Raw genomic sequence first — 14580 nt, 5'->3', positions numbered from 1 at the left:
ACCCCGTGAACGCGGGGATTGTAAGGGTAAAAAGTATGAAAAAAGCGGAAGCCCGTCAGAGCTTCCGCTTTGTTAAATTAAATGCTGGTTATTACAGTTTCTTCGATACCAGGCCGGTCAGGGCGATGAGACCGATACCGATCATCATGATTTCACCTTTGCCACTGTCAAAGCCGGATTTGATACCCATGAAAGCAACGATAGCGATAGCGAAAGGAATCACGTACTTCACCAGGTTGTACCACAGACCAAACAGAGGGAAGGATACTTTACCGTCGTTGGTGATCTCTTTCTCAAGCTCTTCACGGCTCAGACGCCAGCCTGCGAAGATACACAGCAGCATACCGCCAACAGCCAGGAAGATCTTGTCGGTCAGCAGGTCGAAGATATCGAACGCACCGGTACCGAACAGCTGAGGACCCACACCACCCAGAGACAGGGAAGCGAACACACACAGCGATGCCATTACCGTACTGGCGGCCACTACGGCTACCGGGCGGCTCATGTTTTTCTCGTCAATCAGGTAAGAAACCACAACCTCAAGCAGCGATACAGAAGAGGTCAGGGCTGCTACTGTCAGGCCAACGAAGAACAGCAGAGCCAGAATCAGGCCAACAACGCCGCCCATTTCAGCAAACAGCTGGGGAACGACTACAAATACCAGACCCGGGCCTGCAGCCGGCTCGATGCTGAATGCGAACATTGCAGGGAACATTGCCACACCAGCCAGCAGGGCTACAGCGGTGTCCATGCCGGTTACGAACGCGGTGTTCTGTACCAGGTTCTCTTTCTTCTTGAGGTAGCTGCCGTAAGTCATCATACAGCCCATACCCAGACTCAGTGAGAAGAAGGCCTGGCCAAGAGCAGAAAGCACAACGTTAGCATCAACTTTAGAGAAGTCAGGACTGAACAGGAACTTCAGACCTTCGCTTGCGCCTGGCAGGGTCAGACCTTTTACCGATACAACGATAAGTACCAGGAACAGGATAGGCATGAGGATTTTGCCGGCTTTCTCGATACCGCCTGAGATGCCGCGTATAACCACGAACACATTCATCAGCAGGTAGATGCCCATCCACATCAGTGGCTGAGTCGGGTTTGAAATAAAGCCGCCAAAGCTGTCACCGATAGCTTCTGGTGTGCTCAGCAGGCCGCCGCCTACTTTAAACACATAAGCCAGTGCCCAGCCACCTACTACCGGGTAGAAGCCCATAATCAAAAGACCACTGATTACGCCCATCACACCAACGAAGCTCCAGCGACGGTCGGTAGATTTGAATGCGCCAACAGCAGAGAGACCTGTCTTACGCCCTACGGCAAATTCGGTCAGCATAACGCTGAAACCAATAAAGATTACAAATATCAGGTAGATCGCAACGAATGCACCGCCGCCACCTTCACCTGCTGTATAAGGGAATTTCCAGATATTACCCAGACCAACGGCTGAACCAGCAGCGGCCATGATAAACCCAAGTTTTGAACCCCATGTCTCGCGGGGTTTTGCGGCAGTAGTACTTATATCCACGGTATCTCCATATATTTGTGTTGTGTGCATCTGTACCGGGTGCCTGAAATTGGGTGTATACAATCCTGTACACTTATTAAAGTTGTCATTAACACTCCGGCAGTGACAAGTAAAACAGTTTGTGGTCACGAAAGGAACCCCGAATATGCAGTTTTCTAACAAATGTCAGATAAAAGTGCTAAATCGATGCTTTTTTGGTCTCAATTTGGTTACGGAAGTGCTGTTATTTTGCTGTTTAACTGTTTGTTGTGCGTAAAAGGTGAACTACAGTACATCGTTTGATTGTGAGATTAATTGCATGCCTGACGGTAAAATGCAGGTTTATTGTTCTGTATATGGTGGTTTAAAAAGTGTACAGATCTGATTTTCAGTGGCGGGTGAAGGGTGAGAAATAGTGATGCGGGATGTGAATTCATCATTATTTGACTATTTCAACTGCGTATGGGCTTCTTTTGTTTAAGAGTGGTGTAATTATATGTTTACTATCAGGTATTGACGCGCTGGAGGAGTGTTGATGTGTTAAACCCGGCCCGGTAAGCACAAGTTCTGATAATTGGGATGTAATTCAACTACCGGATCCCTGTTCTGCTTCTATACTGAAAAACATAGTGTGATCAATGGAGTAAACAATGCGACTCTTCTTTGCCCTGACTTTTGATGCAGCAACGAAGCGGGAGCTCGACTATTACCGCCAGCTGATTTCCGATAACGCTGAGAAAGGGCGTTATACCAGTGAGGCCAACTTTCATCTGACACTGGAATTTATAGGCAAGAGCTGTATCCAGCAGTACGGCGAGATGACCGAAATCCTTCATCAGCTCTGCGACCCACCGCTGTCGGTGACCGCTGAGCGCTTTGGCTCGTTTGAAAGGCGGGGTGAAGAGCTGGTATGGCTTGGGATCAGGCCTGAGCCCAAACTGATGGCTTTGCAGAGTCAGCTTGCTGACCTTTTAAAGGAGGTGGATTTTGAACCAGAAAGCCGTCCTTATCTGCCGCACATTACACTGGGGCGGAATATTGTGATGCCGGAGCCTGCCGCAGAACTGGCTTTTCAGCCAACAGAGCTGAACGTACATTCAGTAGCGTTGATGGAGAGCGTCAATATTGACGGGAAACTGATATACCGGACCATGAATGAGGTGTTTGTCCGGCCGGACTCGGTACTATAGCTTAGGAAACTTATCCAGCATGGTGTCGACGATTTCCTTGCTGGTCCAGAATACTTTTGATTCATCGCCGCTGAGCATGAAGTAGCCGTGCACCAGTGGTTGATCGCCTTTTTGCTCACCCAGCAGTTTTTCCGCCAGAATTGCCAGCTCTCTTTTCAGGTGCTTGTTGCGCGTAACCGGCGCTTTGGTAAATCGAATGGTGCAGTAGGTAGTGTGATCCCAGGGCGGGGCCTTGCAGTGAGAGCCAAAAAACACGAATCCCCGTGCCTCGCTCAGGCTCGGGTGCTGCGCAATAAGATCCAGAAGCCGTACTGTGTGGGTCAAGGCGCTCTCCTCCTGGTGATTAAAACTGGCATTAAACCTCTTCTACTTTACTGAAATTTTTACATATTCCTGTGATCGCGCTAACCAAATCAAAGCTCAGCCAAGTACGCCTTAGTGGGCTGATTCGCATTTTCTGAATATGGTGGCCGGTTTGCGACCGGTACAGCACAGTGAAAGGGGGTTATGTGATAGCTTAGTGCAACGATGAACATATTGTAGCCACCGGTGTGAAAATGCCGTTTACGAGCCCTGTCCGGTTGCACACCAAAACCCGCTCATGGAAGCAAAATCGCAAGCGAAGGCTTCGTGAGCTTCTTCCTTCAGGGCTGTGCGGAATCGAACATAAGTTTCGTTTTGTGTTTTCGGTTGAGTTTTTATATGTTCGAAATAGAATACAGTGAGTGATTTCGAACACTAATTGTCTGAAATCGAAAGTGTTGTTGTTCTTTTGCATGTTTTGAATCAGAGGTGTGAGATGCAGACAGAATATCTGAGAGATGATCAGGTGACCCCGGAGCTGGACAGTCAGCTGCGTGAACTGCTTTGTACCTGTTTTATGGGTGAGCAGGATGAGATGTTCCGGACCCAGCGTTTCGCAAAGGAAATGCCGGTACACCGTTATCTTGCATGGGAAGACGGAAGGCTGGCAGCCCACGTTGCCGTGCATGAAAAGCGGGTAAAGACAGGTGGCCGGCTGGTGCCTGTCAGTGGCATCGCGGAAGTGTGTGTCCACCCGGATGCGCGTGGGCAGGGGCTGGTCAAGGAACTGCTTGAGCAGGTCCACGCTGACGCAAGAGAGCGTGGTGATGTCTGGTCGGTACTGTTTGGTGAGATGGAGGTATACCAGTCTGCCGGTTACCGTCCGGTCAATAACCTGGTGATGATCACAGATGAGGGTAAAACGGTCCAGTTGGGTGATGCGATGGTTTGCATGTTTGATACAGTCTGGCCGTGTGCGGTGGTAGAGCTGGAAGGCATTCCGTTTTAAGCCGTACTGGCAATCTTTGAAGATGATCGTTAAAGTAGCGCCCCTGATGAAATCCGGCGCTATTTTTTTTGGCGCAAAAGCAGAGAGAATCACGATATGTTTACCGATGACAAAGCCATTGATAACCTGGAACAGCTGGAAGCGTTTTTGCTGGCGGTAGAAAGTGGTGCACTGGGGCTGGAAGGCGTAGCCGGTGTGGCACTGGCGACTCATAACGCTAATGGCCGTCACTTTGTAGCGGTACTGGATGACAACCACCAGTTGATCCTTGCCCGCTGGGTAACGGACGAAATCTTCCAGACCGGCCAGGATTTGGTCCGCAATGGTCCGCGCCGTACTCACTAAGCACCAGTTTAAACAGATTGTGAACTGCTCCCGGGATTAAATACTTATCCGCCTGTATGTTTTCTGTACAGCATACATACAGGGACGGAACATGAAGAAGCTCACAATCGATACCTATCAGCACGACTCTGGCAAACTTGAAGAAACGGTTTCAGTTCCTCTGGTGATGGCGAAAGCTCTCACCAAACTGCTGGGTAGTCGCTTTGCAGGCAACGTTGGCGGTGAAGAAAAACTGGCTGTTTTGCTTGAAGCCATCAACGATCCGGAAAGTAACGGTATGCTGATGGAAGTGGTCGATCACAATGAAAATGAACGGGTAGTCATTTCGATAGGTTGATCTGCCGGGAATGGTGTGTATGAAGCGACCTGATTCAAAGGTCGTTTTTTTTGGGCCGGGGTTGGATAATCGGTTCTGGGTTCTGGGTTCTGGGTTCTGGGTTCTGGGTTCTGGGTTCTGGGTCCTCGGTCCTGGGTCCTCGGTTCTGGGTTTGGCGGGGTGAGCTCAAAAGCTGATTTACCGTTTTACGCAGGATTGCCCGGCTCATAGTCTGTGGCAAAATAGTCTCTCGCCTCTCGCCTCTCGCCTCTCGCCTCTCGCCTCTCGCCTCTAATCTCTCATCTCCTGTCTTTTTTTAACCAGTCATTAACACTGCGCAATCGTTTAAATTTCGAACAAAAATACGCCTGATAAAATATTTATACATTTTTATTGCATAGATCATCGCTTTTGGTAGTATGACTACCAGGTGATAATTAATGCGGTAATCTGGCATGAATATTCAATTAAATGGGGTTGATAAGTCCTACGGGGACACCCGGGTTTTGCACAACGTGAGCTTTGATTGTGCCAGTGGTGAAACTCTGGTTTTGCTTGGCCCAAGCGGAGCGGGCAAGAGTTCATTGCTCAGAGTCCTTAATCTGCTTGAGGATGCTGACAATGGCAGCCTGAATATCGCAGGTGAGTCATTTGATTTCTCAGCTGAGATTAAAGAGCAGCAGGGCCTTAAACTGCGCCGTAAAGTAGGCATGGTTTTTCAGCAATACAATCTGTGGCCACATATGACTGTAATGGAAAATCTTATCGAAGCACCGGTAAAAGTGGCTGGTTTCAGTAAGGATGATGCGCATAAACAAGCAATGCAGATTCTGGCGAAACTGCAGTTGGCAGATAAAGCTGATGCCTGGCCGATGCAGCTTTCCGGTGGTCAGCAGCAGCGGGTTGCGATTGCGCGGGCGCTGATGATGAAGCCGGATGTGTTGCTGTTTGATGAACCTACAGCCGCGCTTGACCCAGAGATCACCAACCAGGTGGTCAGTATTATCAAAGACTTGAGCAAGACCGGCATCACCCAGGTGGTGGTGACCCATGAAGTGGACTTCGCCCGTAAGATAGCAAGCCACGTTCTTTATCTTGAGAAGGGCCGTATTGTTGAGCACGGTACCAGCGAGGCATTTACTAATCCGCAGACAACTCAGTTTGCAGAGTATTTAAAACACTAATTACATACACAAACAATTATTTTCACAGACAGTTTTGGCCGCTCCGGGTGAGCTGCCGGTTACAGAACACGGAGTATTACAATGAAAAAGATTATTTTGGCATCACTGATTGGACTGGTTTCTGCAAACGCCGCGGCGCAGCAGGAGATCAAATTTGTGATGGAAGCGACTTACGCACCGTTTGAGTACATGGATGAGAACAACCAGATCCAGGGCTTTGATGTCGATCTTGCGAATGCCCTGTGTCAGGAAATGAAGGCCAGCTGTACTTTCCATAATCAGGCGTTTGACAGCCTGATCCCGGCGCTTAAGTTCAAGCGTTACGATGCGGCGATCTCTGCGATGGATATTACCGAAGCGCGTTTGCAGCAGGTGAACTTTTCAAAGGCTTATTACGATAATTCTGCGGCATTTGTCAGCGTAGCCGGTAAGGTTGCGGATCAGACTGCACTGAAAGGCAAGCGTGTTGGCGTTCAGAATGGTTCGACTCACCAGAGTTACCTGCTGGAGCAAATGCCGGGTGTGACAGCTGTACCTTATGCAAGTTACCAGGATGCGTTCCTTGATATGAAGAACGGCCGTATTGACTCGGTATTCGGGGATACCGCGGTTGTAGCCGAGTGGTTTAAGAAAGACAGCAAACTGGCGTATGTTGGTGAGCACGTAACCAACCAGCAGTACTTTGGTAACGGTTTTGGCATCGCGGTGAACAAGAACAACCAGGCTCTGGTGGATCAACTGAACGCGGCACTGGAAGCGGTGAAAGCGAACGGTAAGTACGCTTCAATCTACAACAAGTACTTCGGAAACTGATATGGCGCTGACGGGTTACTCTCTCTCTCTGGTGCAGGCAGGCTGGCTGACCCTTCAGCTGGCTTTTGTCAGCCTGTTGCTGGGCCTGGTACTGGCGGTGGTATTTGCTGGCGGTGAAATGTCGCGCAAAATCTGGTTGAAGTGGCCAACGACCGGCCTGGTGACTGTACTGCGTGGTTTGCCTGAACTGCTGGTGGTGCTGTTTATTTTCTTTGCCCCGGCTCATGTGATGTTTCTGCTTACCGGAGAGCCGATTGATGTCAGCCCGTTTGTGTCTGGTGTGATTGCACTGTCGCTTATCTTTGCTGCTTACGCGTCTCAAACGATCCGTGGGGCGCTCAAAGCCGTACCGAATGGGCAGCGTGAAGCAGCCAGCGCGCTTGGGATCAGTAAAGCGCATGGGTTTGTGCGTATTGTTTTGCCACAGGCGGTGCGCCATGCACTGCCGGGCCTGACTAACCAATGGCTGGTCTTGCTTAAAGATACGGCGCTGGTGTCACTGATCGGCGTGACGGATCTGCTCAAACAGGCGCAGCTTGCGTCGGCGGCAACCCATGAAGCCTTTACCTGGTATGCTTCTGCGGCGGCGATTTATCTGGTGATCACCCTTATTACTCAAAGAGCGGTCAAACTGATTGATAAGAAATTCACCGTTCAGGGAATGAGCGTTGCGAAGGAGGCCACAGCATGAATGCACAACACGCATGGCAAATGCTCGACGGGTTGCTCGTCAGCCTGCAACTGACCGGCGCTTCACTGTTGGTGGGCTGTATTTTGGCGCTTTTGATGACGCTGACCCTGATCCTGCGCACACCGGGTATCCACTGGCTGAGCCGGGGCATTATCACCCTGTTTACCGGAACGCCGTTGCTGGTACAGATCTTTCTGGTTTATTACGGCCCAGGTCAGTTTGAAGCGGTGAGAGAAAGCTTTTTATGGAACTGGCTGAGTCAGCCATGGTTCTGTGCCATGTTGGCATTGGCACTCAATACCGCAGCCTACAGTACCCAGTTGTTTAAAGGTGCGTTTAATGCCATCCCGCAAGGGCAGTGGGAAGCGTGCAGGGCGCTGGGAATGGGAAAAGCGGATACGCTGAAAGTATTGCTGCCTTATGCAGTCCGCCGCGCCGTTCCGGCTTACTCTAACGAAGTCATCCTGGTGTTTAAAGGCACCTCGCTGGCAAGCACCATTACCATCATGGATTTGATGGGATATGCTCAGCGGATCAATGCCCAGACTTACGATACCCTGACGGTATTTGGTATCGCTGGTGCGTTTTATTTGGGCGTGAACGGAGTTTTGACCCTGGTGTTCCGTAAGGTGGAGAAAAAAGCGCTGGCGTTTGAGGCGGTATAAGATCATTTAGTCTGTTGAGAGACAGTATAAAACAAGGGAGGCATTGCGCCTCCCTTTCTGTTTTAACACTGTTCACTCTAGTGAAAGACCTCATTGCTGAAGTGCATTTGTCTGCTGTGTTGCATCAGCTGGCCGAACGCTTCCTGCTCGAGTTTGATCAGGGTTTCGTGATCACCGGCTTCAAGGTAAACGTAGTCCAGGCTTGTCAGCATGGTGTCACATACAGTCTGCATGTGATAAGCCTCACCGACAGGCGGAACTGCGCCGTGGTCGCAGTCGGTAAACATTTTGTAGACTTCGCGTTCTTTTACCAGGTGGAACGTTGCGTTAAACGCGTCATTCAATACCGCCAGATTCACTTTGGCTGTGGCTGGCAGAATCGCCATCATGTGGCGCCCTTCATGATCTTCCAGGATGACCGCTTTGGCCAGATGAGTCAGGGGAATGCCCGCAGCAAAGCCACTGTGAAGTGAGCTGTGGCTGTGATCATGCGTCAGTGTCTGATAGTGAATATGGTGCTGTTTTAAGTAGCTGTTAAGCCGTCTCGCCATGGTCATAGTACCCTCCCGTAGGGGCAGAGAATTCTCTTTAAGTATAGGTGAGCCGGGGCAGGGCGTTAGATTCGGGCCAGTTATTCTGGGTAAAAAATTTAAGTTTAGTTTAGAGCGAGACCTGGCATTACCCCGTAGCAAGATTTATCTCTGACACAGACTGGTAAATGACAGCACGCGATTGAGTTCTTTGGTATGCTACTCAATGCATTGGCGTTTAAGTGATGCTGTTGCAATATTTAACTTCGGAATGGAGTCTCCTTTGTTTCAACTGTATTACTACCCCAATAACGCCAGTCTTGCGCCACATTTTCTTCTCCATCATACAGGGGCGGAATATGACCTGTTGCTGGTCGACAAAAAGTCAGGTGCTCAGAAATCTGCAGAGTACCTGAAACTGAACCCAGCAGGGCGGATCCCTGTACTGGTCGCAGATGGGCAGGCTATTTTTGAAAGCTCTGCTATCTGTATCTATATTGCGGAGCTGCACCCTGAGCATCAGCTTATCCCGGCTTTGGGCGATCCTAAACGTCCGCATTTCTTCCAATGGCTGGCATTTCTCAACAATACGCTCCAGGCGGAGCTGATGGTCCGCTACTATCCGCACCGTCATACCAATGATCACTCTGCGATACCGGGTGTGGTCGCTGCTCAGGATGAACGAGTTGCTGATGCTTTGTTTGTTCTTAATGAACAACTTGAGGGTAATAAATATCTTCTGGGGGATAAGATTTCGGCCTGTGATTATTTCCTGTTTATGCTGGCTGGGTGGTGTTTACCGGTTGAGCGTTCCCCACTGACTTTTGAGTATCTTGCGAATTACCTGAAGCGAATGGCTTGCAACAAAACGGTCAGAGCGGTATGTGAAATAGAGGGTATTGATTTGAGCTTCTTTGAATCCGGGTTCTCAGAGAACCGGGGGACAGCATGAGAAACGCGAACAAGTTCCTGAAGCTTTACGATGAAGCGGTGCAGGAACGCTATGAACGTCTGGGTGAGTGCTTTCCGTATCGTACATGGGAAGAGGTACATGCGGAACAACGAAGAGTGTTCGACCGTTACCTGAAAGGACAGGAGCTAACGGAGAAAACCGTTAAACAGTACATCGATTTTCTGGCAAGTACGTTTGATGGGTTCGGTTTCTATCTGGCTTTTCAGACCAGGGATTGCGAACTACTAAATAACGTTTTGTATCAGAACGCAAGGCGCAACCTGTTGTCCGGTGGAATGACGGCGAGCGGGACTGATCATGGTAACGTTTATTACGATCTGACAGATGCTTTTTGCTGTAATGACTTTGCGGTTTTTGAACGTTTTTTTCCCAAACATCTCCCACTTACAAAATCTCCATTCTATGATGAGCCGGCGATGAATCTGATAAAAGTGATGTACTACCGGGAGCAGAAACTTGAATCAACAGTGTTGGCACAGGCAGAAAAGTTCCTGAAAACGAAAAGCCCGGTTCGGGACAAAGCGGTTGTTCACTATCTGATAGCGCTGATGAAGGAAAATGCAGAAGCGGCAAGTGAAGCGCTGGAACAGGCCTGTAAGGGTCTGCAACGAAGCCAGACTATGGGAAGCAGTGACAAATGCTTTGCAACGGAAATACATGCTCTTTATCGATTTGCCCGATTTGTTGACAAGTCGTTGTTTGAAGCGATTACACCCCCGGATCACCCGAGTTTTTCCGCGGAATTTGAAGCCTGGCAGAAAGAGCACGATTATCCCCAAGGGCAGATGTTTTACCACTATCCTCCAGAAATGGATTTTATGAACCAGATTTTTAACTCCGAGATCCCGGAAGTAACCGTCTATGAGGACAGAAGAAATCAGTATCTTAAAGACTCAGACAAGTTCCTTACAGAGCTAACTGAGCTTGTAAGGGAAAGAACTGCAGCGCTGTAGTTTCGGATACTCGTTGTGTTGACAATTTGCCAGTTGGCCACTGTTTTTATATACAGTGCCGCAAGGCATTTTGAATAACGGCAGGATCTGCGGCGTAATTCTGCAGATCACTATATGTAATAGGAATTGATGTGCTGTAACTCACTGAATTTGCGAATCAATTGCGATAGCATTTGCGGATTCTGTTTTAAAAAGAAGGCGGTAGCGTGGGTGGGATCTGCGGGATTTTACCGTTGAATAGATGTTAGCTGCAAAGGGGGATTATGAAGGCTGTCTTCCACAATACAGATGGTGATTACTTAGAAGCCAAAATTGAAGTTGATGGTTGCATTTTATATGTAATGGATGATTTCGGTGGTAATAGGTACAACCCTGGTGAATTTATAGATGTTGAGTTAATAGCAAGCCTGCTCTACGAAGATGAAGAATGGGAATCTATGTTTACTGGTAACCCAGATAAGCTGAGGTTTCTAGAGCATCAGAGAGGTTGGTGTTATCGAGCATACGGAGTAATTACAGCAATAGAGTCTGATGTTAAAGTGGACATTGGCATCACCGAGTTAGATGCGCCTATTGAAACGAATGATAAACGGGTGATTGGGGAGAGCATTGCCTTCACAATTACAAGGCTTGATGCGTTCAGCAGCTAACAAGTGCTTAAAGTCGGACTGCCAACCTATGGCATTTTTGGTTCGGTTTAGCTTATGCGATTACGGTGGCCTGTTTGAGTGCAGTGCATTGGCAGCCGCTTAAGCAAGCGTTAGGCAAGGGCCCAGAACTGACGGGAGTTGGACGGACCCTATAACTACATTACTCAGTATTTTCATCCATGATGAAATCGACTGTTTCTCGAATATCGGGAGTCGCATTAAGAATTTTGAGGACTTTATATGCTTTCATCCCCAACGACTTTATAGGCGATGCTAATAATGCGCTCAAAAAACTGTGAGGTGAACTTTCAATACCAGAGAAGTCTATGCGTATCTTCTTACCTTGCTCTAAAGCAGGGAATATCCTTTCGTTTCGGAATCTAATTGCAGACTCCTTATCTTCTGCAAAGAAGCCAAAATAGTTAGCAATATTAATGTAAAAACTCTCGTCAGCTTCGCTCCCATCTGCTTTTTTCTGTTCAGTTAATGCTTCTTCTCTGAACCCTCTAAGCATTTCATCTAATGTTTCGGAAGAAGTTTCCCTATCAACTTTTATAGTCACTAGCACAAATGTACCGGGCCAATAGCTATCTAGCCTTCTATTTGTAATATCTCTAGGGGATATATGTACCAATCCATTACCGGAGACAATATGCATGTCTGCGTTAAGCCTTCTAACTATATTTGTAGATAAGAAAAGTCCGATACCCGCATTGTTTTTTTCTTTATATGGGTCATTTTTTCCAAATGTACCAGAAACTTGAGGTTTCATTGCTTGAATTATGGCTTCTTCATGACTAGGTTGCCCTGGGTATGCTTGCTCTAGGTGCTCTTTAATTCCCACGCCTGAATCTGCAATGATAAAAGACACCTCATTTTTATTTTTAAACCATGAAAATTGACATAATGATGGGATTCTATGATACCGCTCGCCATACTTATAATGGCTTTGCCCGTGTTCTAATGTGTTATAAAGCAGTTCACTTAATACATAACGAAGTGTTTTTGTAAACTCCACATTGAAGTCATTGGTGTAAGACTGGGCTGTTTCAATTACTTTTTTAAAATCGTCAGAATTTCGAAGGGCAAATAAAGGTTTGAACTGATCACCTCTAAAATTACTTGTCGAATGCATAAGAACGTTGAATGTGCCTCTGGCCCCGAGGCGGCGATACATTTCACTAGCACCAGTAGTTGATTCAGACTCAATGAATGAAACGGTACAACGTTGTGACTTTAGCTTCCAAGCATAAAGAACAAGTAGCGAAAGGGCCTGATAATTAGCATTATAACACTTTGTTAAGTCAATTTTGACTTTTTTATCAGTATAGGACCAGTCGAAAAAGTTAACGAAGCTTTCGAAGTCATACGTGCCATGCTCCATAAAGCTAAATCTGTCAGGGACGATAATTGTGACTGTGTTAGATTTTTGTATCTCTCTTTTTAATTCTGCTAGAACACCACCGTTATCCATTGACACCTCACTCAATTAGTTGCTATGAAATCGCGTGCTTTAAAGTATCATTGCCTAACAAAGCGTTCAAGAGGGACAGTCAACGCGTGGCGATTTTGGCTCAAGTTTTGGCATTTGTGTTTACGGTGGTAATTTGAAGTTTGGTGGTAGTGCGTTGCTGCCCCTTAACGCGGCGTTATGTTGCTGTTTGGATTCAAGGCTTTAGCCAGGTTTTTCGAACAGTTTCTTTGTTCATTGGCCGTGCTTTTCACCTGCCAGTCAGCGTCCAACCACGATCTTTCCGGTGGCACTTTGAATCAAATTTTCGCTGAACTGAAAGCGTTTACTGTGGCTTTCTCATTTGCGGTGTTCGATGCCGCTGTTTCTCTGCTGCTGAACCAGTTTCGGAAAACGGGAGTTTTGTTGGCGCTGTAGTCGGCATCAGCGAAAGTATCCTTTGCCATACAAGTATGGAAATGGCTGGGCTGTCACCGAATGTCGCTTCATTGCCAAGTGCGTTTAGCGACTAGGTTCAACTTGGGCAGCTGTCCGTTTTACTTCGATGCTTAGGTTGGGTAATGTGGCTAATATTCAACATCTTGGCACCAAGCCATGGGTTCATCGTACTGTCTCGCTACATAACAAATTGTTAAAGCTGACAGCTAACCTGTGGCATTTTTGGGTCGGTTTGAGTTTAGTGATTACGGTGGCTTTGCTTGAGTGTCGTGGCAGTTAGCTGCAACTTAACAAAGCGTTAAGTTTCTAGTTGCATGCTTGCTGTGTTAATCTGTAGTTTACTGATTTTAAAGATTATAAATTAATATAATGAAACAGCTATTAAGTGATTTTGTGAATGGCTCGTCTACAGAGAAGCTTTCAATAATATCTAATGTATCAACGATCCTAGGTGTATCAGTTGCAACGTTTGTTGCAGGTCCCTTTTTGAGTAAGTTTGCAAACATAGAGTTCATTGCAAGTGATTTTATAATCGCTATTATTTTCTATTTTCTATTTTCTTTGTATTTGGCTCGCTTTAGGCGCAATTTATAGTGCTACTAAACAAATGTACGTCTATCTAAAAGAGAAGAACTACCCTAAGTGCGTAATTGAATGTGTTTCGTTTCTCTTTTCAGTATGGATTTTTGTGGTGGCTTTTCCTTATGGGAAATGGATGGTGGGGAACGCTTTTGATGTTAGCTACTTGTTAGCACCGCCTGCTTCAGTAGTTGTCGAGGGCATTGACGACATGAGTACAGAAAAAAAGGAAAATATGATTGTAGTATCTGGCAAGGCTAACTTCTCTTCTGATGCCTCCCATGCTGATTATCAACTGCTAGTTTACTCACAAGGTAAAAATGCAACCTATGCTCCAGTTCGTCTCGTTGGCGGTGAGTTTACATCTGACTTTAATAGTAACGGTAAGTTCGTAGTTCCAATTAATGCGGGAAATTCCAGTTTGAATAACCTTCATATAGTCGTAGTTCGTTCCTCCGATTGGTCTTTTCTAGACATTCAGGGGGGGGGCTCAGGTTTCCCTGCATCAATGACATATTTACCAGATAGTTCCCTTGAGGCACTGGGTGCATATGTATATAAAGTCGAAACTTAACAATCGCTTCAACCTGACTGCCAACCTATGGCATTTTTACTTCGGTTTGGCTTTTGTGGTTACGGTGGTCTGTTTGAGTGTGGTGCAGTTGGCAGCAAGTTAAGCGGGCGCTGGCGGATCCCCTCATAATTCTGTCATCCCACAGAAGTGCGTTAACCGTTGATATTCTATGATTGCCCACCGGTATTGTTGCTCTCGAATGTGGTAGCGTCGATGCTTCCGCACTTCTCGCCCTAGTCTGGGAATTGAGAGTACACGCCGGTGTTTAATAGTATTGGCCTGGAAGTCCCACTGCCATTTGGCTTGCATCGCGATTAGCCCATTCCACCACATAATGATTTCGGCCAGTAGCGCCATGAGCAACAAGATGTCGATGCGCTTGGTGCATCGGG

General features: G+C 47.3%; 17 protein-coding genes and 1 pseudogene. 13 read left to right on the top strand and 5 right to left on the bottom strand.

The window, feature by feature from the left end; all coding sequences use genetic code 11:
- Positions 1-91 precede the first annotated feature (91 nt).
- Positions 92-1555, bottom strand: coding sequence for a sodium-dependent transporter (locus ACVB80_RS17015; protein ID WP_481082483.1), 1464 nt, complete (start codon positions 1553-1555; stop codon positions 92-94).
- A 599-nt stretch (positions 1556-2154) separates the two neighbouring features.
- Here ACVB80_RS17015 and thpR point away from each other — a divergent pair.
- Positions 2155-2694 carry an RNA 2',3'-cyclic phosphodiesterase gene (gene thpR / locus ACVB80_RS17010; protein ID WP_481082482.1) on the top strand — a complete coding sequence of 180 codons (540 nt, stop codon included), beginning with the start codon at positions 2155-2157 and terminating at the stop codon, positions 2692-2694.
- On the opposite strand, the gene ACVB80_RS17005 is transcribed toward thpR, so the two are convergent.
- The gene (locus tag ACVB80_RS17005; RefSeq protein ID WP_481082481.1) at positions 2689-3018 is read right to left on the bottom strand and encodes a hypothetical protein; all 330 of its coding nucleotides are present in this window, start codon (positions 3016-3018) and stop codon (positions 2689-2691) included. The genes thpR and ACVB80_RS17005 overlap by 6 nt on opposite strands.
- Before the next feature lie 475 nt (positions 3019-3493).
- Between ACVB80_RS17005 and ACVB80_RS17000 the strand changes: the two genes are divergently transcribed.
- From ACVB80_RS17000 to artM, 7 genes are all read left to right on the top strand, one after another.
- On the top strand, positions 3494-4006 hold the full coding sequence (locus tag ACVB80_RS17000; RefSeq protein ID WP_481082480.1) for a GNAT family N-acetyltransferase: 513 nt from the start codon (positions 3494-3496) through the stop codon (positions 4004-4006).
- Between the two features lie 96 nt (positions 4007-4102).
- The gene (locus tag ACVB80_RS16995) at positions 4103-4351 is read left to right on the top strand and encodes a hypothetical protein (RefSeq protein ID WP_481082479.1); all 249 of its coding nucleotides are present in this window, start codon (positions 4103-4105) and stop codon (positions 4349-4351) included.
- Between the two features lie 91 nt (positions 4352-4442).
- Positions 4443-4688: a hypothetical protein gene (locus ACVB80_RS16990; protein WP_481082478.1), complete on the top strand. Its 246-nt coding sequence runs from the start codon at positions 4443-4445 to the stop codon at positions 4686-4688.
- Positions 4689-5122: 434 nt separating this feature from the next.
- The gene (gene artP / locus ACVB80_RS16985) at positions 5123-5851 is read left to right on the top strand and encodes an arginine ABC transporter ATP-binding protein ArtP (RefSeq protein ID WP_481082477.1); all 729 of its coding nucleotides are present in this window, start codon (positions 5123-5125) and stop codon (positions 5849-5851) included.
- Positions 5852-5932: 81 nt separating this feature from the next.
- Positions 5933-6664 carry an arginine ABC transporter substrate-binding protein gene (locus tag ACVB80_RS16980; RefSeq protein WP_481082476.1) on the top strand — a complete coding sequence of 244 codons (732 nt, stop codon included), beginning with the start codon at positions 5933-5935 and terminating at the stop codon, positions 6662-6664.
- Between the two features lies 1 nt (position 6665).
- Positions 6666-7355, top strand: a complete 690-nt coding sequence (gene artQ, locus ACVB80_RS16975; RefSeq protein WP_481082475.1) for an arginine ABC transporter permease ArtQ — start codon at positions 6666-6668, stop codon at positions 7353-7355.
- The gene (artM, locus tag ACVB80_RS16970) at positions 7352-8020 is read left to right on the top strand and encodes an arginine ABC transporter permease ArtM (RefSeq protein ID WP_481082474.1); all 669 of its coding nucleotides are present in this window, start codon (positions 7352-7354) and stop codon (positions 8018-8020) included. The genes artQ and artM overlap by 4 nt, the downstream gene beginning before the upstream one ends.
- Positions 8021-8097: 77 nt before the next feature.
- Here artM and ACVB80_RS16965 read toward each other — a convergent pair whose 3' ends face one another.
- On the bottom strand, positions 8098-8577 hold the full coding sequence (locus ACVB80_RS16965; RefSeq protein WP_481082473.1) for an aminoacyl-tRNA deacylase: 480 nt from the start codon (positions 8575-8577) through the stop codon (positions 8098-8100).
- A 256-nt stretch (positions 8578-8833) separates the two neighbouring features.
- Between ACVB80_RS16965 and ACVB80_RS16960 the strand changes: the two genes are divergently transcribed.
- The 3 genes from ACVB80_RS16960 to ACVB80_RS16950 all read left to right on the top strand — a co-directional run bounded on the left by ACVB80_RS16960 (position 8834) and on the right by ACVB80_RS16950 (position 11126).
- Positions 8834-9502, top strand: coding sequence for a glutathione S-transferase family protein (locus tag ACVB80_RS16960; RefSeq protein WP_481082472.1), 669 nt, complete (start codon positions 8834-8836; stop codon positions 9500-9502).
- A complete protein-coding gene (locus tag ACVB80_RS16955) occupies positions 9499-10476 on the top strand; it encodes a hypothetical protein (protein WP_481082471.1) in 978 nt (325 codons plus the stop codon). The genes ACVB80_RS16960 and ACVB80_RS16955 overlap by 4 nt, the downstream gene beginning before the upstream one ends.
- A gap of 263 nt (positions 10477-10739) precedes the next feature.
- Complete coding sequence (locus ACVB80_RS16950) at positions 10740-11126, top strand: hypothetical protein (protein WP_481082470.1); 387 nt, start codon at positions 10740-10742, stop codon at positions 11124-11126.
- A 160-nt stretch (positions 11127-11286) separates the two neighbouring features.
- Here ACVB80_RS16950 and ACVB80_RS16945 read toward each other — a convergent pair whose 3' ends face one another.
- Entirely contained in the window at positions 11287-12600 is a 1314-nt protein-coding gene (locus tag ACVB80_RS16945; protein ID WP_481082469.1) for an STAS-like domain-containing protein, read from the bottom strand.
- A 177-nt stretch (positions 12601-12777) separates the two neighbouring features.
- Between ACVB80_RS16945 and ACVB80_RS16940 the strand changes: the two genes are divergently transcribed.
- Complete coding sequence (locus tag ACVB80_RS16940; RefSeq protein WP_481082468.1) at positions 12778-13014, top strand: hypothetical protein; 237 nt, start codon at positions 12778-12780, stop codon at positions 13012-13014.
- Positions 13015-13642: 628 nt separating this feature from the next.
- Positions 13643-14188 (top strand): hypothetical protein, encoded by a 546-nt coding sequence (locus ACVB80_RS16935; protein WP_481082467.1) that lies wholly within the window; start codon positions 13643-13645, stop codon positions 14186-14188.
- 123 nt (positions 14189-14311) lie between these two features.
- Here ACVB80_RS16935 and ACVB80_RS16930 read toward each other — a convergent pair.
- Positions 14312-14580 (bottom strand): annotated as a pseudogene (locus ACVB80_RS16930) (IS4 family transposase); the annotation flags it as partial.

The organism is Vibrio sp. 9-16B-A1, assembly GCF_056726165.1.
The sequence above is the reverse complement of the archived record's forward strand: the minus strand, read 5'-3'. Positions and strand labels throughout refer to the sequence as shown.

Excerpts from the sequence above, each read along its gene's own strand:
- artP (WP_481082477.1), top strand. The coding sequence starts at position 5,123 with ATGAATATTCAATTAAATGGGGTTGATAAGTCCTACGGGGACACCCGG.
- ACVB80_RS16945 (WP_481082469.1), bottom strand. The coding sequence starts at position 12,600 with ATGGATAACGGTGGTGTTCTAGCAGAATTAAAAAGAGAGATACAAAAA.
- thpR (WP_481082482.1), top strand. The coding sequence starts at position 2,155 with ATGCGACTCTTCTTTGCCCTGACTTTTGATGCAGCAACGAAGCGGGAG.
- ACVB80_RS16965 (WP_481082473.1), bottom strand. The coding sequence starts at position 8,577 with ATGACCATGGCGAGACGGCTTAACAGCTACTTAAAACAGCACCATATT.
- artQ (WP_481082475.1), top strand. The coding sequence starts at position 6,666 with ATGGCGCTGACGGGTTACTCTCTCTCTCTGGTGCAGGCAGGCTGGCTG.
- ACVB80_RS16935 (WP_481082467.1), top strand. The coding sequence starts at position 13,643 with ATGTACGTCTATCTAAAAGAGAAGAACTACCCTAAGTGCGTAATTGAA.
- artM (WP_481082474.1), top strand. The coding sequence starts at position 7,352 with ATGAATGCACAACACGCATGGCAAATGCTCGACGGGTTGCTCGTCAGC.
- ACVB80_RS16995 (WP_481082479.1), top strand. The coding sequence starts at position 4,103 with ATGTTTACCGATGACAAAGCCATTGATAACCTGGAACAGCTGGAAGCG.
- ACVB80_RS16990 (WP_481082478.1), top strand. The coding sequence starts at position 4,443 with ATGAAGAAGCTCACAATCGATACCTATCAGCACGACTCTGGCAAACTT.
- ACVB80_RS16980 (WP_481082476.1), top strand. The coding sequence starts at position 5,933 with ATGAAAAAGATTATTTTGGCATCACTGATTGGACTGGTTTCTGCAAAC.
- ACVB80_RS17015 (WP_481082483.1), bottom strand. The coding sequence starts at position 1,555 with ATGCACACAACACAAATATATGGAGATACCGTGGATATAAGTACTACT.
- ACVB80_RS16950 (WP_481082470.1), top strand. The coding sequence starts at position 10,740 with ATGAAGGCTGTCTTCCACAATACAGATGGTGATTACTTAGAAGCCAAA.
- ACVB80_RS17000 (WP_481082480.1), top strand. The coding sequence starts at position 3,494 with ATGCAGACAGAATATCTGAGAGATGATCAGGTGACCCCGGAGCTGGAC.
- ACVB80_RS16955 (WP_481082471.1), top strand. The coding sequence starts at position 9,499 with ATGAGAAACGCGAACAAGTTCCTGAAGCTTTACGATGAAGCGGTGCAG.
- ACVB80_RS16940 (WP_481082468.1), top strand. The coding sequence starts at position 12,778 with ATGTTGCTGTTTGGATTCAAGGCTTTAGCCAGGTTTTTCGAACAGTTT.